The sequence below is a fragment of the Mycobacteroides chelonae genome (genome assembly GCF_016767715.1).
Lineage (GTDB): Bacteria > Actinomycetota > Actinomycetes > Mycobacteriales > Mycobacteriaceae > Mycobacterium > Mycobacterium gwanakae.
The window spans coordinates 541606-565141 of sequence record NZ_CP050145.1 but is presented as its reverse complement, the minus strand read 5'-3'; the positions used below and the strand labels follow the sequence as shown (position 1 = coordinate 565141).

The window sequence follows — 23536 nt, the reverse complement described above, 5'->3', positions numbered from 1 at the left end:
CCGAGTGGGAATCTCACGAGGCAAAACGGCCGAAATCCCTCGCCAGATTCCCACTCGACATCGCCATTCGAAACGCCTCATCGACCCGGGCCACGATCGTGCCCGCTCGATGCCGCAGCATCTCGGATGTCACCCGAATGATGGTCCAGCCCTCTGCGGAGAGTCCGGCTGACCGGTCGACATCGCGGGAACGCTGATGCGGATCAGTCCAGTGCTGGGCGCCGTCGAATTCGACTCCGAGTTTGAGGTCCTCCCATCCCATGTCGATCCTCGCGACGAATTCTCCATAGCGCGTGTAGACCCGGATCTGAGTCCGCGGCGTGGGGAATCCCGCCTTTACGAGAAGCAGCCTCGTGCGGGTTTCTTGAGGTGACTCTGCTCCGCCGTCGACCAACTCCAGCGCCCTGCCGAGCGCCACCAGCCCCCTGGCTCCGGGATGCATATCCGCGATCTGAAGAATCTGTGCAGGGCTGACGCCAGTAGCTGCGATCAGGGCGTCCAAGCGTTCAACAACGGTGTGCGGCGGCAACCAGCGTCCAAGATCGAAGGCCGTGCGTGCCGCCGAGGTGACCGCGAGGCCGTCAACGCGGGCAACCTCGTCTGCCAGCAATGACTCTCGGTGAACCCTCAACCCCGTCGGCGCCTTATGGTTCTGATAGATCAATTCCGCTGGGGCCGAACCATCTACCCACTTTGAGCCGAGAAGCGCCGACGCGGACAAGCCCGCGACCACCCCGCCCCGCCGCGACCATAACCATGCGGCCCGCGCACGCTGTATGGCCGTCACATTCGATCCGCGTGGAACGTACACGGATGGGTAGAGCTGTTCGTATCGACGACGGATTTCGTGCTCAGTCACAGCCCCGGAAGCAATAGCCTCACCCGAACGAAACGGCCATGGAACCTCTCCCATAGCGGGAGCATGCCACTCACCACTGACAAATCTGAGTGGGAATCTCACGAGGGAAATCGGCCGAAATCCCTCGCCAGATTCCCACTCGACAGGAATGGGCAAGGATAGGGACAGCGGATTCACAGAATACGGGAGAATCCTGGAGATATGAGACATCGAACGTTCAGCTTCTCGACAGCTGCGTGTTGTTTGGCCGCAGCCGCCGCCTTCGTGCTGGCACCGATCGCCGCGGCCGACCCCGACGAACCATTGGTACCCGAGCAACCCATCCACGCACCCTCACAAGGGGCGATGGAGCTACCGACCGACCGCGGTCCGCACCACGTGTTGTTGCAGGACCAGAACAAGGGCGGCGCCGACCCGGACGTGCCGTACGGAACCGATCCCTATGTCCCGGACCATGCCAACGACATCGGTGGCGCCGACCCGGATACCCCGCTGGGCACCGACCCTGACGTCCCGTTCGGCACCTGGGCCGGAAACTAGTCGCCCGGTAGAGCAGGCCCCGGTAGGGGTGGCAGCGGCGCCTGTTCCGGCACCCACGCATCGGATGGCTGCGACCGAATGAAGTCCGCTGCCCCTGGGGTGTCGAACATGCCTGTGTTGTCCCGCTTGCTCAACCAATCCCAGGCCTGGCCCATCCACATCGGGTCTTGTGGCAGGTCAGACATCTGCGGATTGAACGGCAGACTGCCGCCCGGCAATCCGGGAATGCTGCAGACCTCCGGCGGACACGGTTCGGCAGATGCCGGCGCACTGCTTGCGATGACGCCGAGGGCCGCCGCGGCCGTGCCGATCAGGATTCCTGCACGCATCAGTTCAGGCTACGCCCGCGACGCGCTCAGAGGCGCTCAGAGGCGCTCAGAGGCGCTCAGAGGCGCTCGATGATGGTGACGTTGGCGGTGCCGCCGCCCTCACACATCGTCTGCAGGCCGTACTTGCCGCCGGTGCGCTCCAACTCGTTGAGCATGGTGGCGAACAACTTGGCGCCGGTGGCCCCCAACGGGTGACCCAGCGCGATTGCGCCGCCGTTGGGGTTGACCTTCTTCAGGTCGACATCCAGCTCCTTGGCCCATGCCAACACCACGGGGGCGAAGGCCTCGTTGATCTCGACAACGTCGATATCGTCCATCGTCAGACCGGTCTTGGCCAGCGCGTACTTGGTGGCGGGGATGGGGCCGGTCAACATGAACACCGGGTCGTCGCCCCGGGCGCTGATGTGATGAATACGTGCGCGTGGCTTCAGCCCGTGCGCCTTCACGGCGCTTTCCGAGGCGACCAGCGTCGCGCTACCACCGTCGGAGATCTGGCTGGCCAGAGCTGCCGTGAGCCGGCCCCCATCGACGAGGGTCTTGAGCCCAGCCATCTTCTCCAGCGTGCTCTCGCGCGGACCCTCGTCGACACGGAAGTCGCCGACCGGGATGATCTCATTGTCGAAGTGTCCGTTGCGGATCGCGGCAAAAGCCCGCTCATGGCTGGAGAGCGCGAACTGCTCCATCTCCTCGCGGCTGATGTCCCACTTCTCGGCGATCATCTCCGCGCCGCGGAACTGGGAGATTTCCTGATCGCCATAGCGGTGCAGCCAGCCTTCGGATTCTGCTGTGGGCGAGGTGAATCCGTACTCCTTGCCGACGATCATCGCCGCAGAGATCGGAATCTTGCTCATGTTCTGGAAGCCACCGGCCACCACCAGGTCCGCGGTACCGGACATAACGGCCTGCGCGGCAAAGGAAATGGCCTGCTGGCTCGATCCGCACTGGCGGTCGACGGTGCAGCCGGGCACCTCTTCCGGGTATCCACCGGCCAGCCACGCGAGGCGTCCGGCATTGCCGGCCTGCCCACCGATGGCGTCCAGGACACCCATGATCACGTCATCGATGGCGTCGGGGTCGACGTCGACGCGGTCGAAGAGCCCCTTGAAGGTGGCCGCACCCAGATCCAGCGGGTGCACCGTGGACAGTGAGCCGTTGCGCTTACCGACAGCGGTACGCACAGCGTCAATGATGTACGCCTCAGACATGGTGAATCTCCTTATTTCCCAGACTAATCGACGGTAATCCCGCCGAGGACTATCGAAAGGTACTGTTCGGCGACTTCCTGCGCCGTGCGCGAACCGCCCGGACGGAACCAGCGCACCGATACCCATGTTGCGTCGCGAATGAACCGGTACACCACTGCCACATCAAGATCGGGACGGAAGTAGCCCTGGGCGATGCCGTCGCGCAGCACTTCGAGCCATAACTCGCGCTGCTCGGTGTTGAGTTCGTTCAGATAGGCGAACCGCTCCTGCGACAGCAGCCGAGGCGCTTCCGCCTGGTAGATGGCGACCTGTGCGTGCTTGGTTTCGATAGCGTCGAACGAGGCCAGGAACAGGCCCTTAAGCGTGTCGACGGGATTCAGGTTGGCCGCGGCAATCTCGCGATACCGGGCGAAGAGTCCCTCGAGGAAGTCGCGCAGCAGTTCGTCGACGATCGCCTCTTTGGAATCGAAGTGGTGATAGAGGCTGCCTGACAGAATTCCGGCGGCATCGGCGATGTCGCGCACCGTGGTGGCGCGCAGGCCGCGCTCTGCGAACATGGCAGCCGCAAGGCTCAGCAGTTCGTCACGTCGCGACGGCTGCGATGCACCGCTTGCGCGAAGAGCGTCCGACTCTCGCACTTCTGCCACCTTGTCCACCTCCCCACTGTATCAACCAAGCGCTTGTTTGGTCACCGCTTAATGGCGCATGTCACGCCCGCTGGCTGGACACCGAGATGACCTCACCGGTCAGATAGCTCGAGTAATCGCTGGCCAGGAAGGCGATGGTGGAGGCAATTTCCCACGGCTCGGCGGCGCGACCGAATGCCTCATCGGAAGACAGCTTGTCCAGTAGATCCGAGGACGTCACCTTGTCGAGGAACTTGTGCCGGGCAATGCTCGGGGCTACCGCGTTGATGCGTACGCCATGCTCGACGGCCTCGATGGCGCTGCATCGCGTGAGCGCCATGACGCCGGCCTTGGCGGCGGCGTAATGCGATTGCCCGTACTGCGCGCGCCAGCCCAGCACGCTCGCGTTGTTGACGATGACACCACCATGACCGGCCTCGCGGAAGTACCGCAGGGCCGCGCGGGTCGCGCGGAACGTGGAGGTCAAGGTGACATCGAGAACCCGGTCCCACTGCTCATCGGTCATGTCGGCAACGGGAGTCTCACCGCCGAGCCCGGCATTGTTCACCAGTACATCGATACGGCCCAGTGCGGCAACGGATTCGACGATCAGTGCGTCGACAGCCTCGGTAGAGGTGACATCACACACCACCGCGGCCACCTTGCCCAGCCCGAGCGCCGCGAGCTCGTCACGCGTCTCGGTGAGGCGGCGCTCGTGGTAGTCGGAAACGACCACGTCGGCCCCCTCGACCAGAGCACGGCGCGCGGTCGACGAGCCGATCCCGGTTCCGGCTGCCGCGGTCACGACGACGGCCTTGCCCTTCAGAAGACCGTGTCCGTCAATCTCTTTCGGTGCCTGGGACAAGCTCACTTAGCGCGCCTCTCTGGGTAGTCCGAGCACCCGCTCGGAGATGATGTTGCGTTGGATCTCATTGGAGCCGCCGTAAATCGTGTCGGCACGAGAGAAGAGGAATAGACGCTGCCATTCGTCCATCTCGCCGCCATCGGTCAACAGGGTCGACTTTCCGATGATCTCCATCGCCAGCTCGCCCAGATCACGATGCCAGTTGGCCCACAACAGCTTTGACACATTGTCCTGGCCGGGACGCTCCTCGTCCATGGTGGCCAGCGCGTAGGCGCGCATGGTACGAAGCCCGACATAGGCCTGGGCCAGGCGCTCGCGGATCGCAGGGTCGTCCGCCGAGCCGTTGGACTTGGCGAGCTCGGCAAGCCTCGAAAGCTCACGGGCATAGGTGATCTGGTTACCCAGGGTCGAGACGCCACGCTCGAAGGTCAGGGTGCCCATGGCGACCCGCCAGCCATCGCCCGGCTCACCGACCACCAGATCGGCGGCGGTGCGCGCGCTGTCGAAGAACACCTCGTTGAACTCCGAGGTGCCGGTCAGCTGGATGATCGGGCGGATCTCGACACCTGGTTGATCAAGGGGCACCAGAAGATACGAGAGACCCTTGTGTCGCGTCGATCCGGGTTCGGTGCGCGCGACCACGAAGCACCACTGCGATTGCAGCGCCAGCGAGGTCCACACCTTCTGCCCGTTGATCACCCATTCGTCACCGTCAAGCACCGCAGTGGTGGATACGTTCGCAAGGTCTGACCCCGCGCCGGGCTCCGAATATCCCTGACACCACAGCTCGGTGACATCGCGGATGGCCGGAAGGAAGCGCTGCTGCTGCTCGGGGGTGCCGTAGGCGATGAGTGTCGGTCCGAGCAGCTCCTCACCCAGGTGATTGACCTTGTGCGGCGCCTCGGCGCGCGCGTACTCCTCATAGAAGATGACGCGCTGGCTCACGGTGGCCCCGCGACCACCGTGCTCGACCGGCCAGCCCAGGCAGGTCCAGCCCGCGGCAGCCAAGTGACGGTTCCAGGCGAGGCGCTCTTCGAACGCCTCGTGCTCGCTACCCGGGCCGCCCAGGCCCTTCAGCTCGGCGAACTCGCCGATAAGGTTCTCGGCCAGCCATTCCCGGATCTCGGCACGCACCTGATCGTCGGATATCTCCGACAACGGACGCTCGGAAGCCGCTTGGAACTCACCCACACCTGTAGGCTAACCTACCAAGCACTTGCTTGTTATTGGAAGGTGGGTCGGACGCGTATGGAGTCGGCGCAGCAGACACCCGAACTCACCATCCCGGCAGCATTGGACCAGGCAGCGGCTCGTTTCGGCGGTCGCGACGCCCTCTATGCGGACGGCTCCTGGCTGACCTTCTCAGAACTTCGTATCCGCGCGCGGCGCTTCTCCGCGGCGCTGATCGCGCTCGGGGTCGAGCACGGCGATCGCGTCGCCATCTGGTCCCCCAATTCATGGCACTGGCCCATCGCCTGCCTGGGTGCGCAGTACGCGGGCGCCGCCGTCGTCCCGATGAACACCCGCTACACCGTCGACGAGGCGACCGACATTCTGCAGCGCAGCCAGGCCCGCGTGCTGGTTTCTGTCGGGATCTTCCTCGGTTCGGACCGCATCACCGAGCTGGACGCCGCAACGCTCCCCGACCTGCGGCACATCGTGCGGGTCGCGGTGGAGGCCGGCGATCGGTGCAACTGGGACGAGTTCGTGGCGCGCGGAAACGATGTCACCGACGAGGACATCGACACCCGCCGGGACACCGTGGATTCCGAGGACATCAGCGACATCCTTTTCACCTCCGGCACCACCGGGCGCAGCAAGGGCGTGCTGTGCATGCACCGTCAACCGCTGGCCGCCTCCCTGGCCTGGGCCACCTACGGCGAATTCACCGAAAACGACCGTTATCTCTGCGTCAATCCGTTCTTCCACAACTTCGGGTACAAGGCGGGCATCCTGGCCTGCCTGCAGACCGGCGCGGCACTCATGCCGCAGCTGACCTTCGACCCCGAAAAGGCGATGGCCGCCGTCCAGGAGCACCAGATCACCGTGCTGCCCGGCGCGCCGACCATCTTCCAGATGCTGCTCGACCATCCGGCACGCAAGAACTACGACCTGACCTCGCTGCGGTACTCGGTCACGGGTGCGGCCGTCGTCCCGGTGGTGCTCATCGAACGCATGCAATCTGAACTGGATTTCGATCTGGTGCTTACCGCCTACGGCCTCACCGAGACTCAGGGTTTCGCCACGATCTGCCGCTCCGATGACGACGCGGTCACCGTCGCGACCACCTGCGGGCGCCCGATGATCGGCTACGAGCTACGGATCGACGGCGCGCAGAAACCCGGCGATGAAGGCGAAGTGCTGCTGCGTAGCGCCAATGTCATGAAGGGCTATCTCGACGATCCGCAGGCCACCGCCGAGACCATCGACTCGGACGGCTGGTTGCACACCGGTGATATCGGAAAGCTCGACGAGCGCGGAAATCTCACCATCACCGACCGCCTCAAGGACATGTACATCTGCGGCGGGTTCAACGTGTATCCCGCCGAGATCGAGCAGGTGCTGATGCGCCTGGAGGGTGTGGCCGATACCGCCGTGATCGGTGTTCCCGACGCGCGCCTCGGCGAGGTCGGTAAGGCGTACATCGTGCGCAAGCCCGGTGCATCTCTGGACTCTCAGGCAGTAATCGATTACTGCGCACAGCATGTGGCGAACTTCAAGAAACCGCGGTTCGTCGAGTTTCTCGACGAACTTCCCCGCAACCTGGGCGGCAAGGTGGTCAAACCCACCCTGCGTGCCATGCATGAGGAGTCTGCGTAATGGACCTATTGCTCGACGACGAGACCGAGGCATTCCGGGCGGAGGTGCGCGAGTTCCTCGCCGCCAACGTCCCGAACCCGCCGCTGCCCTCCTACGACTCCCCGGAAGGTGCAGTGGCGCACCGGCAATGGGAACGCACCCTGTACGACGCGGGATTTTCCGCGGTGTCCTGGCCCAGGGAGTACGGCGGTCGCGATGTCACCCTGCTGCAATGGGTGATCTTCGAGGAGGAGTACTTCAAGGCGGGCGCCCCGGCGCGCATCAGCCAGAACGGCATGTTCCTGCTGGGCCCGACATTGTTCGCACATGGCAGCAAGGACCAGCTGGATCGCATCCTGCCCAAAATGGCCAACGGCGAGGAGATATGGGCGCAGGCATGGTCGGAGCCGGAATCCGGTAGCGACCTGGCCTCGCTGCGCTCCCCCGCCCGCAAGGTCGACGGGGGCTGGCGGCTGTCCGGTCAGAAGATCTGGAGCTCGCGAGCACCCTTCGCGGACAGGGCATTCGGGCTATTCCGATCCGACCCGGCGGCCCAGCGCCATCAGGGATTGACCTACTTCATGTTCGACCTCAAGGCCGAGGGCGTCACGGTGCGCCCCATTCCGCAGCTCGACGGCGACCCCGGCTTCGCCGAGATCTTCCTGGACGACGTATTTGTTCCCGACGAGGACGTCATCGGCGGCGTGCACGACGGCTGGCGCGTGGCCATGAGCACCTCGAGCAATGAGCGTGGCATGTCGCTGCGCAGCCCCGGCCGTTTTCTGGCCACCGCCGATCGGCTGGTGGACCTGTGGAAATCGGTTCCGGACAATGGGTTCGCTTCCGAACGTGTGGCAGACGCCTGGATCGCGGCACAGGCCTACCGGCTGCACACCTTCGGCACCGTGACCCGGCTGGCGAGCGGCGGCGAGCTAGGTGCCGAGTCCTCGATCACCAAGGTGTTCTGGTCCGAATTGGATGTCGCCCTGCACGAGACGGCCTTCGAGCTACGCGGCGCGGACGGCGAGCTGACCGGACCGTGGACCGACGGGTACCTCTTCTCCCTCGGCGGCCCGATCTACGCGGGTACCAATGAGATTCAGCGCAACATCATCGCCGAACGCATCCTTGGCCTACCCAGGGAAAGCAGCGCAAGTGCTCGCACGGGAGGTGCCAAGTGAGGTTCGATCTGGACACTCAGCAGCGGGATTTCGCGGCCAGCATCGATGCCGCCCTGTCGGCCGCCGATGTTCCCGGCGCAGCGCGCGCGTGGGCCGCGGGCAACCACGAACCCGGGCTGGCCGTGTGGTCAACGCTGGCCGACCTTGGCGTCACGGCCCTGGCGGTGTCCGAGAAATACGACGGCATCGGGGCACACCCCGTCGATCTGGTTGTCGCTCTCGAGGGCTTGGGCAAGTGGGCGGTACCCGGACCCGTTGTCGAATCGATCGTGGTGGCACCAGTCTTGCTCACGGAGGATGAGCGGTCCTCACAACTCTCCGCCGGAGAACTCATTGCTACGGTCGCCGCACCTCCCGTCACACCGCGTGCGCTCGATGCGGACGTCGCCGGTCTGGTGCTCATCGCCGATGACATCGGGCTCCGTGAGGGGCAGGCCGGTGCCCAGCATGAGTCGATCGATGCCACCCGTCGGGTGTTCGACGTGACGCCGACTGGCGGCGGTGTCTCCCTGGACACCAGCCGCGCCATCGACTTTGGTGTGCTTGGCATTTCAGCACAACTGATCGGTGCCGGACAGGCCCTGCTGGACCGTGCCGTGGAGTATGCCAAGCAGCGTTCCCAGTTTGGCCGGCCGATCGGCTCTTACCAGGCCGTCAAGCACAAACTGGCCGATGTACACATCGCTCTGGAGCTGGCGCGCCCGCTGGTGTACGGCGCCGCACTGGCCCTCGCCGACGAATCCCCCACCGCCGCTCGCGATGTGAGCGCCGCGAAGGTTGCCGCCGGCAAGGCCGCCTACCTTGCCGCGCGCTCTTCTCTACAGACCCATGGCGCCATCGGCTTCACCGCCGAATACGACCTTTCTCTGTGGATCCTCAAGGTGCGGGCGCTGACGGCGGCGTGGGGCACACCGGAATGGCACCGTGCGCGTGTACTGGAGGCCCTGTGAGTACTTCCTCAAACGACGAACGGCAGATGCTGCGTGACACCGTCCGTTCCTTGGTGACCAAACGAGCCGACTCGGCCGCGGTGCGCAAGGCGATGGAATCCGAGCGCGGCTATGACGAGAACCTGTGGACCGTCCTGTGTGAGCAGGTCGGAGCGGCAGCGTTGCTGGTTCCGGAGGAGTTGGGCGGTGCCGGAGGCGAGCTCGCGGACGCGGCCGTCGTGGTGGAAGAACTCGGCCGTGGGCTGGTGCCCAGTCCACTGATGGGCACCCTGTGGGCGGAGCTGGCCCTCCTCGAGGCCGGCTACCAGGGTGAACTACTGGAATCGCTGGCGGCCGGTGAATCGATCGGTGCGGTGGCCTTCGACCCGGGATACGTCGTCAACGGAGCTATCGCCGATGTAGTACTCACCCTGGATGGCGACGAAGTACACCGAGCAGAGAACGTCACCGCTACGGCGCTGTCGACGATGGATCCCGCCCGCCGACTCGCCGCAGTCGTGGTCAGCGGAAACGAGCCGATCGGCACTGCCCCAGGACTGATCGACAAGGCCGGGCTACTGCTGGCCGCCGAGCAGGTGGGCGCAGCGGCGCGCGCCCTGGAACTCACTGTCGAATACACCAAGACCCGGGTGCAGTTCGGCCGTACGATCGGCAGCTTCCAGGCCCTCAAACACCGGATGGCAGATCTGTATGTGCTGGTGGAGTCCGCACGCGCCATCGTGTACCAGTCCATCCAAGACCTCACCGCCGAGGCCGCGACCGTAGCGAGAATCAAAGCCAGCGAGGCACTCTCGGCAGTGGCCGCGGACTCGATCCAGTTGCACGGCGGTATCGCCATCACCTGGGAGCACGACGCCCACCTCTACTTCAAGCGCGCACACGGCAGCGCGCTGCTGCTGGGAACACCACGTCAGCTGCTCCCAAGCCTGGAGAGCGCCGCGGGACTGTAGGTTCCCGGCCTAGACTCCGGGCATGCAGACCAAAGCCAGCCCCTGGCCCGCCTACCGGCTCGCCGCCGTGCTCCTCGGCGTCGGCGTCGTACATTTCGTCGCACCCAAACCCTTCGACGACATCGTCCCGGCCCAGCTGCCTGGTGAAGCCCGGTTTTACACGTATGCCTCGGGTGTTGCCGAACTCGGAACCGGTGCGCTGCTACTGGCCCCGAAGACACGCAGGCTCGGCGGTACGCTCGCGGCGCTCCTGTTCATCGCCGTCTTCCCCGCGAACATCAACATGGCGCGGCAGTGGTGGGACAAGCCGCTGCCACTGAAGCTCGGCGCCATCGCCCGGCTACCGTTGCAGATTCCGATGATCACCGAGGCCCTCAAGGTACGACGCACGGCGTAGCCGTCTTTGATCCTTTCCTGTCGTGTTCAGTCATATATGACGGCGTTTCCCGTGCGCTGAAGGTTGGCTAGCCCCGCCCGGAAGGTTTCCATGAATTCAGGCGGGGGCCCTTCCCAGTCCTCAACCTCGCCAACGATGCGCACGGGTTCCCGGGTGCGGTACGAGTGGGTCGGATTCCCGGGGAACTTCTTGTCCGTCACGTTCGGATCATCTTCCAGGGTGCCCTCCGGTTCCACGATGTAGACATGGCCCCTGCCCTCGCCTTTGGCCATGATGGCGGCGAGTCCCGCGCCGATCAGTGTTCTCGTCACGTAGACGTGGTTCATGATGCGGCCCTCCTCGTAGTTCGACAGATGCCCGGGGGTCAACAGATCGCCTATCTCGAGGTCTGCCTTGGTGCCATGGAAGTACGCGCCCGACTCGTGCGCCTCGAAAAAGTTCGGCATCGTCATACCCGTTCCCATCAGTCGAAATTCGTGGTCGCAGGATTGTGCGTCACGATGGGGGCCTTGCCGCAAGCCCCCCTTCGTGACATATTTTGAAAGGGGACAAGCCAAAAGGTTGACCCCACAACCGCGCAGTGGTCGGCTTGATCCATGACGCTGCAGATATCCGACCGCGAACGCGAAGCCCTGGCAGAGGTCACCACGTTCCCGCTGCTGGCAGCGATCACCGGGCGCCGGTCCCGACGCTTCCCTCTCGGCGGACGCATTCCCGACGGTCCGCTGGCCTACACCAGCGGGCATCCCGTCAGACCGATATCGGAAGTCGAACGCGCACTGATCCTTTCGGTGGTTGGGGGTGTAACCGGATGGCACTATGGCATCACCTATCACCCCGGATACGCCCCCGCGTTCCCGAACTACTCCGGCAGTGCGACTGGACGCACCTTTCCCTCCGCCGCCGGATTTCACACCAGCCAGCTCTTCTTCACCGATGACACCGGGATCTACCTGCTGCCGACACGTGATGAACCCCCTCGTGAATTCGCGTCCATCGAGGACTGGATCACTCACACCGCCGACTCCTACGTGCGGATTTCGGACAAACGTCTGGAACTGCCACGAGAGGAGCCGTACATGGAAGGCCACAACACCTGGATCGGGAATCACCCGGGCAGCCTGCTGGCCTTCCCGGTGGCAGATCTGGCCGAACACCTGATCGCGAACCTTTCCTTCTTCGCCGCGAACGGCTACCTGGTCTACGACGACGTCAACAACCGGAGCCTTCCCGGCACCGAAAAGTTCAGCAGCTTAAGGAATTACGACGATCCTATTCCGCTGTCTTTTGTGGAGCAGTACACGCTCACCGAGGCCAGCGCCGAACTGGCCACCGCAACCCACAACGGCGTACTCCTCCTTCAAGCGCTCGGACTGGGTGGCTGGATGTTCGACGGGCTCGACCGGCTTTCGGTGCTCGGCGGCTCCGGGGACCCGCGTGCACCCGGTATCGGGTTCCGCTCCGACAACGACGATCGGTGGCCATTTCCGAATGCCACCGGTCTGGATGGATTCTTCGAAACCCTCAGTCCCCCACATGTGCCGACGGTCGCAGCGGGCGTCCAGAAGTACATCGAGCGCAAGTACGGCCCCGGCGGGCCCTTCCACCCCGACACCCCTGGCGCCTGGGCGGATTCACGCAAGGTGCGCGCGGCCGCGCTACCGGCCGAGGCGATCCAGGAGATCGTCACGACGCAGGCCTCGTACATTTACGACACTTTCGGAAAGATTCCCGGCACCGTTCCGACCGTCCATGTCTTAATGTACCTGCAGGCTCAGAACATCGATCTGGGCTTCTATGACACGCACTTCGGCCCGGGCGCCTACCTATCGACACACGCCGAACACGGCAGACGTTGGTACGGAGATTAACTGCCGTTCGGCCCGGCGGCGGCCTGCAACTCAGCGTTACGGACCCGGACGGGCTTGTTTCGGCACTGAACCGCCGCGGGTAGCACAATCTGGATATGCGCCGACGACACCTGCTCCAACTCGGAACGGCAGTGGCAGCGGGCCTCGCACTGACTTCCTGCGCGGACACTGCCGACGAGCGGCAAGATAATGGCGAGGTGAGCGACGGCGAGATCTGGCGCATGCCCGACGAGGGCGAACCACACCTGCGAACCTGGATGGCCTTCGGCGCCGGCGACGAGATCTGGGGCCGGCGGCTCAACCGAAAGGTGCAGCAGAATCTGGGTGCGATCGCCCAGGCCATCGCACAGTTCGAACCGGTGTCGATGCTGGTGCGACCGCAGGAGATCGAACTGGCGCGCCAACTGGCCGGACCCAACGTGGAACTGGTTCCCGCACCGCTGGATGACCTGTGGATTCGCGATAGCGGGCCGGTGTTCGTCCGCAACGACACCGGCAAGGCAGCTGTCGATTTCAACTTCAACGGCTGGGGCAACAAACAGAAGCACGACTCCGACGCCACGGTCGCCGCCGAGGTCGCCAAGCGCGCCGGAGTGCGGGTCCTTCACACCGATCTCGTGCTCGAGGGCGGCGGCATCGAGGTCGATGGGGAGGGCACCGCGATCATCACCGAGAGTTGCGTGCTCAACAACAACCGCAACCGGGGACGCTCCAAAAAGGATGTCGAGGCAGAGCTTGCGCGTCTGCTTGGTCTGCAGAAGACCATTTGGCTACCGGGCATCGCGGGCATGGACATCACGGACGGTCACACCGATTTCTACGCGCGATTCACCGGACCGGGCGTCGTCGTCGCAGGGCTGGATAACGACCCCGACTCGTTCGACTACGACGTGACGCGCCGGCATCTCGACATCCTCGAAAAGGCAACGGATGCGGCCGGACGCGCACTGCGCGTGGAAGTACTCGAGGCACCCGAGCAGGGGCGCGATGACTTCGAATCAGAGGACTTCGCAGCGGGTTACATCAATTTCTATGTGTGCAATGGCGGCGTCATCGCACCCGAATTCGGAGACCCGGACGCCGACGCGGCGGCCAAATCCACGCTGGAGGCGGTCTTTCCCGGGCGCAGGGTGGTTCAGCTCGATATCGACGGTATCGCCGCGGGCGGCGGCGGCATCCACTGCGCCACCCAGCAGGAACCGCGGTAGGCCGCCCTCAACTTGCCACCGAACGCGGCGCGCCGGGCCCGGGATCGATTCGCACTGGCCCCGTCGCGGACGGCGTCACCGGAAAGTCGAAGATCGCCGTCGGGATATACACAGTGGCACAGGAATTCGGGATATCGACGACACCCGACAGTCGCCCCTCGATGGGTGCTGCGCCCAGCAGGAGATAGGCCTGCTCCGGGCTGTAGCCGAACTTGGTCAGGTAATCGATAGCGTGCAGACAGGCCCTCTGATACGCCAAATGCGAATCCAGATAGCGTTGTTCGTCGTCGAGAGTGACCGAGGTTCCCGAGAAGGCCAGCCATTGCGAGTATTGAGGGTCGGTGTTACCCGGCATGAAGATCGCGTTCTCCGACACCCCGTAGGTGTCCATTCCGCCCTTGAGCACGTCGACGTGCAGATCGATGAAGCCACCCATCTCAATGGCTCCGCAGAACGTGATCTCGCCATCTCCCTGCGAGAAATGCAGGTCACCCACCGACAGCTTTCCGCCCGGCACGAACACCGGGTAGAACACCCGGCTGCCCTTGGTCAGATTCTTGATGTCCTGATTGCCGCCATTCTCCCTGGGCGGCGCGGTCCTGGCCGCCTCTGCCGCCGCCCTGTCAAAGGTGTCGCCGGTAAGCCCACCGAGTACAGCATCCCGGGGTTCTGGCGGAAGAGCCAGTGCGGGAACACGATAGGGGTCAGTAGCGATCAACGCGCCCTCGCGCGCATTCCAACGCGCCAGCAATTCCGCCGACGGCGCCGTCCCCATCAGCCCGGGATGCACAATCCCCGTGAAGCTGACCCCAGGGATATGTCGCGAGGTTGCGGTTTGACCTGAGAAGTCCCAAATCGCCTTGTAGGCATCGGGAAACTGCTCCGTGAGGAATCCGCCACCGTTGGTCGTCGGGAAGATGCCGGTGTAACCCCAGCCCTGCCCGGCCAGTGGCCCGGAGTCTTCCTGCGGAATCGGGCCCACATCGAGAATGTCGACGATCAGCAGGTCCCCCGGCTGAGCGCCCTCCACCGAGAACGGCCCCGACAGTGCGTGCACGGTGGTCAGTGGTGCGTCACGGATGTCGTCGGCGGAGTCGTCATTGTGGATGGCACCGTCGAACCATTCGCGGCAATGCACCCGGAATGAAGTACCGGGTTTGACGACGGCAGCCGGCGGAATGTCGGGGTGCCACCGGTTATGCCCGACGATCTGTTGTTCGGTGAACTTCTTGCTCGAATCCAACGGGAACAACACTTCGGGCATGGCAATCCTTCCGGTCAGGGGCGAGGCAACTTGCGATGCAAGGGATTTGATGTCACGGGAATCGCCCGGCGTGCGGTGGGCAGCGCAGCCACCACGGACGGCTCACTGGCGGTGCGCTGGGTGTCGTCAAGCAGACGCATGCGAGACGAGGCGCCCCGGCTCATCCCGGCTATGCCGAAAACTCGGCGTGCCGATTCAGGGCAGCCGGGGCAGGACACGCTATCGGGGGCGGTCGCCAAGGGAAAATTGCGCGACGTACTGCCGCAGCTCGTGCAGCGATACTCGTACAACGCCATGACCCGCCCTCACCGAGGTAACACCTGGATCTGAGACGTTACGCCGGATCGGCCAGGCCCGCAGAGGAAATCGATGGCAGGCCGGTTACAACCAGGTGTCCTCGGTGGTAGCGGTGAGGAACGCCTCAAGGTCATTGCGCCAATCGGCGGGCGTGGTCTTGTCGGGCTCGATGCCGGTGTACTGCCCGCGGTAGAACAGCAGTGGCCGGGTGGCCGTCGGCTTCTCGGGGATCTCACTCAGTTCGTTGACCGACCCGAACACCACCCAATGGTCTCCGCCGTCGTGGACGGTGGCGACCTCGCAGTCAATGTGCGCCAGCGAGCCGTCGATGATCGGCGATCCGAGACCCGATGGATGCCAATCTATTCCAGCGAACTTGTCCGGCTCTCGTGAGCCGAACCGCGCCGAGACCTCACGCTGGTCCTCGGCCAGCACGTTTACGCAGAACTTGCCCGATGCCTCGATAGCAGCCCAGGATCGCGACTGCTTTGTCGGGCAGAACAGCACCAGCGGCGGCTCCAACGAGAGCGCCGCGAACGACTGGCATGCAAACCCCACCGGCTCGCCGTCGTGCGTCGTGGTGATGATGGTGACGCCGGTGCAGAACTGCCCCAGCACATTCCGGAACGCCCGCGGGTCAATAGCCGTCACTGGTTCAGCTTCGCACCGATGGTGAAGTCGTGGCCCCACAAGCTAACCGCGGTACTCTCCCGCGCAACCCAGGACTCGTCTTCGACCTGGCGTCCCTCACAACCGAATTCGATGTCGAATCCGCCCGGTGTCTTCATGTAGAAGGACAGCATCAGGTCGTTGACATGTCGCCCCAAGCTGGCCGACATCGGCACCTTGCGACGCAATGCACGGTCCAGACACAGACCCACATCGTCGGAGTTCTCCACCTCGACCATGAGGTGCACGATCCCGCTCGGGGTCGGCATCGGCAAGAACGCCAGGCTGTGGTGGCGCGGGTTGCAGCCGAAGAAGCGCAGCCAGGCTGGCTCGCCGTCGGCGGGACGGCCCAGCATCTGCGGTGGGAGCCGCATGGAGTCACGCAGCTTGAACCCCAGTACATCTCGGTAGAAATGCAGCGACTCGGCGTCGTTCTTGGTCGACAGCACCACGTGACCCAGGCCCTGCTCCTCGGTGACGAACTTGTGCCCGTACGGGCTCACCACCCGGCGGTGTTCCAGGGCAACACCGTGGAACACCTCTTGGATGTTGCCCGACGGATCCTCGAAGATGATCAGCTCATCGACACGGCGCTCGGCCTTCTCCTGCGCGGTGCCCTCCTTGTACGGAGTGCCGTTGGCTTCCAACGCCTCCCGGACCTGCTGTAGTCCGGCAGCGTTGGCGGCTTCCCACCCGGTAACCGACAGTCGGTCGTGCTGTCCGGGGAAAATCACCAGACGGGCCGGGAAGTCGTCCATGCGCAGGTACAGCGCACCGTCAACCGTGCCCTTGCCTTCGACCATGCCGAGGATCTTGAGCCCGTACTCACGCCAGGCCGCCATGTCAGTGGCCTCGATGCGCATGTATCCCAGTGAGCGGATGGCGTCCATTCTCGGATTCCTCCTAATACCCGGCGTTAAACCATTGTGTCGGTGGCGGGCAGCTCGAAGGCGTGGTTACCCCAGATTTGGTAAGCCCGCTCGGCGTCGTTGGCAGCGTGCACACGACCGGCGTGGGCATCACGCCAGAATCGCTGAACCGGAGCGTCATTGGACAGCGCGGTAGCACCGGAGTTCTCGAACAGCAGATCGATCGAGGCGATCGCCCGGCCGGTGGCACGCACCTGGTCGCGGCGGGCCGCGGCGCGCAGCTCGAACGGAACCTCCTGGCCTGCCGAGATGAGCTTGTACTCGTCGCCCACATTCCCGATCAACTGGCGCCACCCGGCGTCGATATCACTGGCCGCCTCGGCCACCCGCACCTTGGTGAACGGATCATCCTTGGCCTTCTCACCGGCGTACGCCGCGCGCACCCGCTTGCCCTGGGCCTCGACGTGGGCGTCGTAGGCGCCGTATGCCATGCCCATGATCGGCGCGGTGATGGTGGTGGGATGCATGGTGCCCCAAGGCATCTTGTACACGGGTGCCGTGTTGGTCTCGTAGCCACCGGCTGTCTGGTCGTTCATCTTCTTGTACGACAGGAAGCGGTGCGACGGCACGAACACGTCCTTGACGACGACGGTGTTGCTGCCGGTGCCACGCAGACCCACGACGTTCCACACGTCGTCGATCCGGTACTCGGTACGCGGGATCAGGAAGCTGCCGAAGTCGACCGGACGGCCGTCCTTGATCACGGGGCCACCGAGGAAAGCCCAGGTGGCGTGGTCACAACCCGAGGACCAGTTCCACGCGCCGTTGACCAGGTACCCGCCGTCGACGACGACGCCGGCACCCATCGGCGCGTACGAGGAGGACACGCGCACGTTGGTGTCGTCGCCCCACACCTCCTCCTGCGCCTTCTGGTCGAACAGGGCCAGGTGCCAGTTGTGCACGCCGATGATCGAGGAAACCCAACCGGTGGAGCCACAGGCGCTGCCCAAACGACGCACCGCCTCGTAGAAGGTGGTGGGGGCGGTCTCGTACCCACCCCACTGCGAGGGCTGCAGCAGCTTGAAGAAGCCGATCTCCTGCAGTTCGGCGACCGTGGCGTCAGGCAGACGCCGCAGGTCCTCGGTCTCCTGCGCGCGCTTGCGCAGGATCGGCAGCAGGTCGTCAATTCCTGCGAGAACCGCCTGAATCTCGTCCCGCTGTTCGGTCGTCGTCACTGCATTTCCTCCACTGCTGTAGTTAGCATCAGTCGGCACAAACTAGGGCTAGTAGTTCGCGACACCCGCTGTACACCCACGGTGGTAGCGCGTGTTCCCTGCTGAGACTAGAACACGTTTCGATCTGTGTCGACACCGCCTCGCCTACCCCAGGAAGGCGGGCTCATCTGGAACGAAGCGACGACGGTGTTGTAGGGCCAAAGGTCAATTCTGTAACCTGTTCTAGTTCCACGAAGCTGGCGGCTCTTCGCGCAAGCGGCTCATCGCCCCCGGGCGACGTACAACTGACGGAGGAAATCACGTGACGGACGTTCCGCTGGGGAAACACGTCCTCGAGGTTCGCATCGCCGAGGTGATCTACGAGACCGCCGACTCCCGGTCGCTGGTCTTCGACATCCCCGAGGACGCGGCCGACAAGTTCGCGTACACACCCGGCCAGTACCTGACGCTGCGCATTCCCTCCGATCGCACTGGATCGGTGGCACGCTGCTACTCACTGTCCAGCTCACCGCATATCGACGAGCGGTTGACTGTCACGGTCAAACGCACCGTCGATGGTTACGGGTCCAATTGGCTTTGCGATAACGCGCATGCCGGCATGCACATGCACGTCCTGGCGCCCTCCGGAGTATTCGTCCCCAAAGAACTCGATCGTGACTTCCTGCTGCTGGCCGCCGGTAGCGGCATCACCCCGATGATGGCGATCTGCAAGTCCGCACTCTCACAGGGCAGCGGCAAGGTGGCGCTCATCTACGCCAACCGCGACGAGCGGTCGGTGATCTTCGGTGCGGCACTTCGCGAACTGACGACGCAATATCCAGATCGGTTGACCGTCATCCATTGGCTCGAATCGGTCCAGGGGCTGCCCTCACAACAAACCCTGGCCACTCTGGCCGCCCCGTTCGCGGCCGGACACGAAGCCTTCATCTGCGGTCCCGGGCCGTTCATGGACGCCGCGGAGGCTGCGCTCAAGGGCAATGGCATGCCCGAGGAGCGCGTGCATGTCGAGGTTTTCCGTTCCCTGGAGAGCGACCCGTTCGCCGAGGTGGTGCTGGCCGAGCCCTCCGACGACGATGAACCGCCTGCCACGGCCACCGTCGAACTCGACGGCGAGACCCACACGGTCAGCTGGCCCCGGAGCACCGTCCTGCTCGACGTCCTACTCGCAAAGGGACTGGACGCACCGTTCTCTTGCCGCGAGGGGCACTGCATGACCTGCGCCTGCATCTTGAAGGACGGCAAGGTCCGCATGCTCGTCAACGACGCGCTGTCGCAGAACGACCTCGATGACGGGTACATCCTGGCGTGCCAGGCGGTTCCCGAGACCGACGATGTCAACGTCACCTTTGATGAGTGAACGCCAGGTTCAGAAAAAAGATCTCAGCGACGCGGCCCCACCGGGCCGATACGATTCCCCCATCATGAGCTCCCTGAAAGCGGCGCTGGCCGCCGCATCACTGGTGGTCACGTCCCTGGTCTTCCCGGGCACGGCCACCGCCGAGGTCAAAACCACCGACGTCAGCACGCCCGTCGACGAGGGGCGTCAGCTCGAGGTGCACGCCACGGCCGACTGCCGCAAGGCCGAACGGCAGTGCTATTACACCGCGAGCTTCAACCTTCGGACTCCCAACGGAATTGAGGGATTCGGGGGAGATCTGTGGGCCAAGCAGACCACCGAGCTGCGTACCTCGGACCGGATGAACTATCTCTGGGTGCAATGGGCCGACAATCCGAACACCGTGGAGCACAACGGCGGTAGCACCTGGCTGCTCACCACCGTCTACTTCGGTGGAGGTGACGTCGACCGTTTCCGGATCACCGGCACCACCCAGCCGACCGACTGGGCGACCGGACAACCCAAGCTCGACGCCGACTACATCGTGTGCAGCCACGTGGAGGCCAGCATCGGCGGCCGGAGCGTAATCTCGCCCGACGCCTGCGCACAGGCCCGCTTCAGCTAACCGTCACCAGACGGCGTACCGAGCACCCGCTCTGACCATGTAGGTGTGCTGCCCGCGTCTATGCGACAACAATTGGTCAGGCCGGTAGTTGTCGCATAAACGCGGGCATCAGACGTGTGTTGTTTAAGACGCCAGTCCGACAATGTCGGCGCACCGTGCATGGTGCTGAGCATGAACGCTCGGGCCCGGTCGCTGCGCACCGATTTGCGTTACCTGCTCGTCCTGCATATCCATCGCCACGGGCTCACCACGGTATCCGAGATGGTCACCATGTTGGCGGACATAGGTTTTGACGTAGATGGGCGACCGTCAAAGACGATCTCGGATGCACTGCGCACCGATGTCAAGCTCGACCGAGTTCGTCGACGCGGCCGTGGCCTCTACAGTCCGGGCGCTCTCCCGCGTAGCACCCAACACCGCATGCGCATCCGAGCTGACTGCTGGCTGTCAACGCGGCAGACCGAGCAACCGCTCCCCTGCCACGCTGAGCAGGATCTGCGTGGTGCCCCCGGCAATCGACAGGCATCGGTCCCGCATGAACAGCCACATCTCGTGTGACTCCACCGCTCCATGAGAGTCCACATAGTCGAGGATGTGCTCCGACAGCCCCTGCCGATGCCGCACTCCGACGAGCTTGCGCACGCTCGAGGCCGCACCCGGATCCTGACCACCGATGGCGCGCAGCGCGGTGCGCAGATCCAGCAGCGCACCCGTCTGCGCTGAGCACACGAATACACCAAGCGTATCCAGTTGTGCCCCATCTAATTCTGCGTCCCCGATGAGCGTCAGCAGCGACTCCATGGCCTCGTCGAGCGTGCCGCCCCCGGCCATGGCCACCCGTTCATTGGCCAGTGTGGTGCGGGCTAGACGCCATCCATCGTCGACCGATCCGACCACATTCTCGTCCGGAACAATCACACCATCCAGGAAGACCTCGTTGAACATCTCCTCCCCGGTGATCTCACGCAGCGGCCGCACGGTGATCCCCGGGGTCTTCATATCGAGCAAGAAGTACGTAATGCCCTTGTGCTTCGGCACATCGGGGTTGGTTCGCGCCAGGCAGATCGCCCAGTCCGCGATCTGAGCCTTGGAGTTCCACACCTTCTGTCCGTCGAGCTTCCACCCACCGTCGACCCGGGTTGCCTTGGTACGCAACGCCGCAAGATCGCTACCGGCACCGGGCTCGGAGAACAGCTGGCACCATTCGATCTCACCGCGCAGTGTGGGAGCCACGAATTGCGCTATCTGCTCCGGAGTTCCGTGCTCGAGAATGGTAGGAGCCGCCCACCACCCGATCACGAGGTCGGGACGGATGACTCCCGCAGCATGCAGCTCCTGATCGATGAGCAACTGCTGCGCAGCCCCCGCGCCCAGCCCGTACGGTGCGGGCCAGTGCGGGGCCAGGAAGCCCGTCTCGGCCAGCCGAACCTGGTGTTCGTCTTTTGGTGCCGAGGCGATTTCCGCAGCGGTGGCAGCGACCTGAGCCCGCTGGGTCTCCACCTCACCGAGGTCGATGGTCAGGGAGCGGCGAGTTCCCCCGAGGGTCAGCGCGGCGGCCTTACGCCGCCATACCGCCGGCTTACCCAGGAAGGACTGCAGTGCGTAGGCACGCCGCAGGTACAGGTGCGCGTCGTGCTCCCACGTGAACCCGATGCCGCCAAGAATCTGAATGCAATCCTTGGTGTTGACTACCGCGGCATCGACCGCCACGGCCGCCGCGACCGCAGCGGCAAGCGAAAGCTGCTGGAAATCAACACCATTGGCCACCGCATCCTGCGCGCATCCGGCGGCATCCCAGACTGCGACATCTGCCTGCTCGACCCTGCACAGCATTTCGGCACACATGTGTTTGATGGCCTGAAAGCTGCCGATCTGCTTACCAAACTGCTCACGCACCTTGGCGTACTCGACGGCGGTCCGCAGCGCCCAGCGCGCCACACCCACCGCCTCGGCCGCGAGGGTCACCGTCGCAAGATCGGCGACCACGGCCTTCGGCAGACTCACCGGATGCGCCTCGGCGCCGTTCAGGGTGATCGCGGCCCACGGGCGCGAGAAATCGGTGGCCTTTTTGACGTCCACCGTGGCACCCGCACCCGCGCAGTCGACCAACACCCAACCATCGGGCCCCGGCGCAAGCAGCACTCCATCGACGGTGCCACCCAGCACCGCGGGCAACACGCCCGAGGCCAGCCCGTCGGCGACGGTCAGGCTCCCGGTGAGGGCCAGGCCCGCCGTGCGCTCACCGGAGGCCAGCGCCGCCACCAATTCCGCCGGCCCGGCGGGCGCGAGCACCACAGCAGCCAAGGCACTGGTGGCAACCGGCCCCGGCACCAAGGACGCCGCGGCCTCGTCGACCATGGCGATCATGTCGTCGAATCCGGCACCCGAACCGCCTGCGGCCTCGGGCACCGCGACACCGAATATTCCCAGCTCAGCCAACCCGGCATAGGCCGGGCCCCACCCGTGGGGGTCGGATTCCATCTTGCGGACCGATTCGATGACAGCCGCACTCTTGGCCCACTGACGGACAGCGTCCCGGGCGGCTTCCTGAACATCGGACGACACAGATTCTCCTCGGCTTGATTCGGGTACACGAGACTAGAACGTGTTCTAATATCGTGATTGGGTTCAGTGTAGTAGGAACGCATTCAGGCTGTACAGAGCACTACCGGAGGGCCAGGGAGACCTGAAACGACCGACGGTCATCCGTATAGTCGTGCGCTGAAACCGTCCCGTGGACACACGGGATTGAGCACAGGGAGTACAGACGCCATGGCAACGCCTCGGACATCTCACGCATCGGAAGCCGTGCAGTCGGATAACGGTGACACCGACGCCGCGAATCAGCCTGCAGCCGTCTCAGCACTGTCCGATGACGATCTCGGTTCGACCGCGCAGCGCGAGCGCCGCAAGCGCATCCTGGATGCCACCTTGGCCATCGCGTCCAAGGGCGGGTACGAAGCGGTGCAGATGCGTACTGTCGCCGAGCGGGCAGACGTCGCCGTGGGCACGCTGTATCGGTACTTCCCCTCCAAGGTGCACCTGCTGGTGTCCGCGCTGGAGCGCGAATTCGAGCAGATCGACGCCAGATCGGATCGCAACACCGTCAGCGGCGGCACCGCGTATGAACGCCTGCACACGGCGATCACACGGCTGAATCGCAACATGCAGCGCAACCCCCTTCTCACCGAGGCGATGACCCGCGCCTTGGTCTTCGCGGACGCTTCCGCCGCCGGTGAGGTTGATCACGTGGGCCGGCTGATGGACGGTATTTTCGCCCGCGCGATGGCCGGTGACGACGACCCTTCCGACGCGCAGTTCCACATCGCCCGTGTCATCTCGGATGTCTGGACCTCCAACATGATTGCCTGGCTGACGCGTCGGGCGTCGGCAACCGACGTGAGCCACCGGCTCGATCGCACCGTCAGATTGCTGCTTGGCATTACCTGAGCAGCAACGCT

At 64.4% G+C, this 23536-nt stretch carries 23 protein-coding genes and 2 pseudogenes; 12 read left to right on the top strand and 13 right to left on the bottom strand.

All coding sequences use genetic code 11. The features are described 5' to 3' along the window. Nucleotides 1-13 precede the first annotated feature (13 nt). Entirely contained in the window at nt 14-913 is a 900-nt protein-coding gene (locus HBA99_RS02825; protein ID WP_070951602.1) for an endonuclease domain-containing protein, read from the bottom strand. 147 nt (nt 914-1060) lie between these two features. On the opposite strand from HBA99_RS02825, the gene HBA99_RS02820 reads away from it, so the two are divergent. Beyond that, a complete protein-coding gene (locus tag HBA99_RS02820; protein ID WP_030095753.1) occupies nt 1061-1399 on the top strand; it encodes a hypothetical protein in 339 nt (112 codons plus the stop codon). A gap of 95 nt (nt 1400-1494) precedes the next feature. Here the strand turns inward: HBA99_RS02820 and HBA99_RS02815 are convergent. From HBA99_RS02815 to ipdE1, 5 genes and pseudogenes are all read right to left on the bottom strand, one after another. Beyond that, nucleotides 1495-1728 (bottom strand): annotated as a pseudogene (locus tag HBA99_RS02815) (hypothetical protein); the annotation flags it as partial. Between the two features lie 56 nt (nt 1729-1784). Next, nucleotides 1785-2933 (bottom strand): steroid 3-ketoacyl-CoA thiolase FadA6, encoded by a 1149-nt coding sequence (gene fadA6, locus HBA99_RS02810; RefSeq protein ID WP_070916709.1) that lies wholly within the window; start codon nt 2931-2933, stop codon nt 1785-1787. 23 nt (nt 2934-2956) lie between these two features. Then, nucleotides 2957-3580 carry a TetR/AcrR family transcriptional regulator gene (locus HBA99_RS02805; protein ID WP_164514113.1) on the bottom strand — a complete coding sequence of 208 codons (624 nt, stop codon included), beginning with the start codon at nt 3578-3580 and terminating at the stop codon, nt 2957-2959. Between the two features lie 61 nt (nt 3581-3641). Then, the gene (ipdF, locus tag HBA99_RS02800; protein ID WP_070931582.1) at nt 3642-4430 is read right to left on the bottom strand and encodes a (5R,7aS)-5-hydroxy-7a-methyl-1-oxo-2,3,5,6,7,7a-hexahydro-1H-indene-carboxyl-CoA reductase; all 789 of its coding nucleotides are present in this window, start codon (nt 4428-4430) and stop codon (nt 3642-3644) included. Then, nucleotides 4431-5573: an acyl-CoA dehydrogenase IpdE1 gene (ipdE1, locus tag HBA99_RS02795; protein ID WP_070952351.1), complete on the bottom strand. Its 1143-nt coding sequence runs from the start codon at nt 5571-5573 to the stop codon at nt 4431-4433. It lies immediately after the preceding gene. A gap of 99 nt (nt 5574-5672) precedes the next feature. Between ipdE1 and HBA99_RS02790 the strand changes: the two genes are divergently transcribed. Genes HBA99_RS02790 through HBA99_RS02770 form a run of 5 tightly spaced genes read left to right on the top strand, consistent with a single transcriptional unit; the run spans nt 5673 to nt 10701 of the window. Then, the gene (locus HBA99_RS02790) at nt 5673-7244 is read left to right on the top strand and encodes a FadD3 family acyl-CoA ligase (RefSeq protein WP_070931584.1); all 1572 of its coding nucleotides are present in this window, start codon (nt 5673-5675) and stop codon (nt 7242-7244) included. Beyond that, on the top strand, nt 7244-8404 hold the full coding sequence (locus HBA99_RS02785) for an acyl-CoA dehydrogenase family protein (protein WP_070951604.1): 1161 nt from the start codon (nt 7244-7246) through the stop codon (nt 8402-8404). Before HBA99_RS02790 ends, HBA99_RS02785 begins: the two co-directional genes overlap by 1 nt. After that, nucleotides 8401-9354, top strand: coding sequence for an acyl-CoA dehydrogenase family protein (locus HBA99_RS02780; RefSeq protein WP_070923454.1), 954 nt, complete (start codon nt 8401-8403; stop codon nt 9352-9354). Before HBA99_RS02785 ends, HBA99_RS02780 begins: the two co-directional genes overlap by 4 nt. Further along, entirely contained in the window at nt 9351-10304 is a 954-nt protein-coding gene (gene ipdE2 / locus HBA99_RS02775; RefSeq protein WP_070951605.1) for an acyl-CoA dehydrogenase IpdE2, read from the top strand. The genes HBA99_RS02780 and ipdE2 overlap by 4 nt, the downstream gene beginning before the upstream one ends. A gap of 22 nt (nt 10305-10326) precedes the next feature. Then, nucleotides 10327-10701, top strand: coding sequence for a DoxX family protein (locus HBA99_RS02770; RefSeq protein ID WP_030095763.1), 375 nt, complete (start codon nt 10327-10329; stop codon nt 10699-10701). A 26-nt stretch (nt 10702-10727) separates the two neighbouring features. On the opposite strand, the gene arr is transcribed toward HBA99_RS02770, so the two are convergent. Continuing rightward, entirely contained in the window at nt 10728-11153 is a 426-nt protein-coding gene (gene arr, locus HBA99_RS02765; RefSeq protein ID WP_057965267.1) for an NAD(+)--rifampin ADP-ribosyltransferase, read from the bottom strand. Nucleotides 11154-11297: 144 nt separating this feature from the next. Between arr and HBA99_RS02760 the strand changes: the two genes are divergently transcribed. Further along, complete coding sequence (locus tag HBA99_RS02760) at nt 11298-12572, top strand: hypothetical protein (RefSeq protein WP_070951606.1); 1275 nt, start codon at nt 11298-11300, stop codon at nt 12570-12572. A 95-nt stretch (nt 12573-12667) separates the two neighbouring features. Beyond that, entirely contained in the window at nt 12668-13780 is a 1113-nt protein-coding gene (locus tag HBA99_RS02755; RefSeq protein WP_070951607.1) for an agmatine deiminase family protein, read from the top strand. Nucleotides 13781-13787: 7 nt separating this feature from the next. Here the strand turns inward: HBA99_RS02755 and fmdA are convergent, their stop codons facing one another. From fmdA to hsaA, 5 genes are all read right to left on the bottom strand, one after another. After that, nucleotides 13788-15044, bottom strand: coding sequence for a formamidase (gene fmdA / locus HBA99_RS02750; RefSeq protein WP_070923457.1), 1257 nt, complete (start codon nt 15042-15044; stop codon nt 13788-13790). A 14-nt stretch (nt 15045-15058) separates the two neighbouring features. Continuing rightward, a complete protein-coding gene (locus HBA99_RS02745) occupies nt 15059-15340 on the bottom strand; it encodes a zinc ribbon domain-containing protein (RefSeq protein WP_081347633.1) in 282 nt (93 codons plus the stop codon). An 85-nt stretch (nt 15341-15425) separates the two neighbouring features. Next, nucleotides 15426-15992: a 3-hydroxy-9,10-secoandrosta-1,3,5(10)-triene-9,17-dione monooxygenase reductase subunit gene (gene hsaB, locus HBA99_RS02740; protein WP_030095768.1), complete on the bottom strand. Its 567-nt coding sequence runs from the start codon at nt 15990-15992 to the stop codon at nt 15426-15428. Then, the gene (gene hsaC / locus HBA99_RS02735; RefSeq protein ID WP_030095769.1) at nt 15989-16900 is read right to left on the bottom strand and encodes an iron-dependent extradiol dioxygenase HsaC; all 912 of its coding nucleotides are present in this window, start codon (nt 16898-16900) and stop codon (nt 15989-15991) included. The genes hsaB and hsaC overlap by 4 nt, the downstream gene beginning before the upstream one ends. Nucleotides 16901-16926: 26 nt before the next feature. After that, nucleotides 16927-18114 (bottom strand): 3-hydroxy-9,10-secoandrosta-1,3,5(10)-triene-9,17-dione monooxygenase oxygenase subunit, encoded by a 1188-nt coding sequence (gene hsaA / locus HBA99_RS02730; protein ID WP_030095770.1) that lies wholly within the window; start codon nt 18112-18114, stop codon nt 16927-16929. A gap of 301 nt (nt 18115-18415) precedes the next feature. Between hsaA and HBA99_RS02725 the strand changes: the two genes are divergently transcribed. From HBA99_RS02725 to HBA99_RS02715, 3 genes and pseudogenes are all read left to right on the top strand, one after another. Then, nucleotides 18416-19471, top strand: coding sequence for a ferredoxin--NADP reductase (locus HBA99_RS02725; RefSeq protein WP_070951609.1), 1056 nt, complete (start codon nt 18416-18418; stop codon nt 19469-19471). Between the two features lie 64 nt (nt 19472-19535). Further along, the gene (locus HBA99_RS02720; protein ID WP_057965288.1) at nt 19536-20075 is read left to right on the top strand and encodes a hypothetical protein; all 540 of its coding nucleotides are present in this window, start codon (nt 19536-19538) and stop codon (nt 20073-20075) included. A gap of 171 nt (nt 20076-20246) precedes the next feature. Next, a pseudogene (locus HBA99_RS02715) lies at nt 20247-20519 on the top strand (hypothetical protein); the annotation flags it as partial. A 3-nt stretch (nt 20520-20522) separates the two neighbouring features. Here the strand turns inward: HBA99_RS02715 and HBA99_RS02710 are convergent. Next, a complete protein-coding gene (locus HBA99_RS02710) occupies nt 20523-22640 on the bottom strand; it encodes an acyl-CoA dehydrogenase family protein (protein WP_070923461.1) in 2118 nt (705 codons plus the stop codon). Nucleotides 22641-22847: 207 nt separating this feature from the next. Here HBA99_RS02710 and kstR point away from each other — a divergent pair, with 207 nt between their 5' ends. After that, nucleotides 22848-23525 (top strand): cholesterol catabolism transcriptional regulator KstR, encoded by a 678-nt coding sequence (kstR, locus tag HBA99_RS02705; protein WP_070923462.1) that lies wholly within the window; start codon nt 22848-22850, stop codon nt 23523-23525. The last annotated feature ends 11 nt before the right edge of the window (nt 23526-23536 follow it).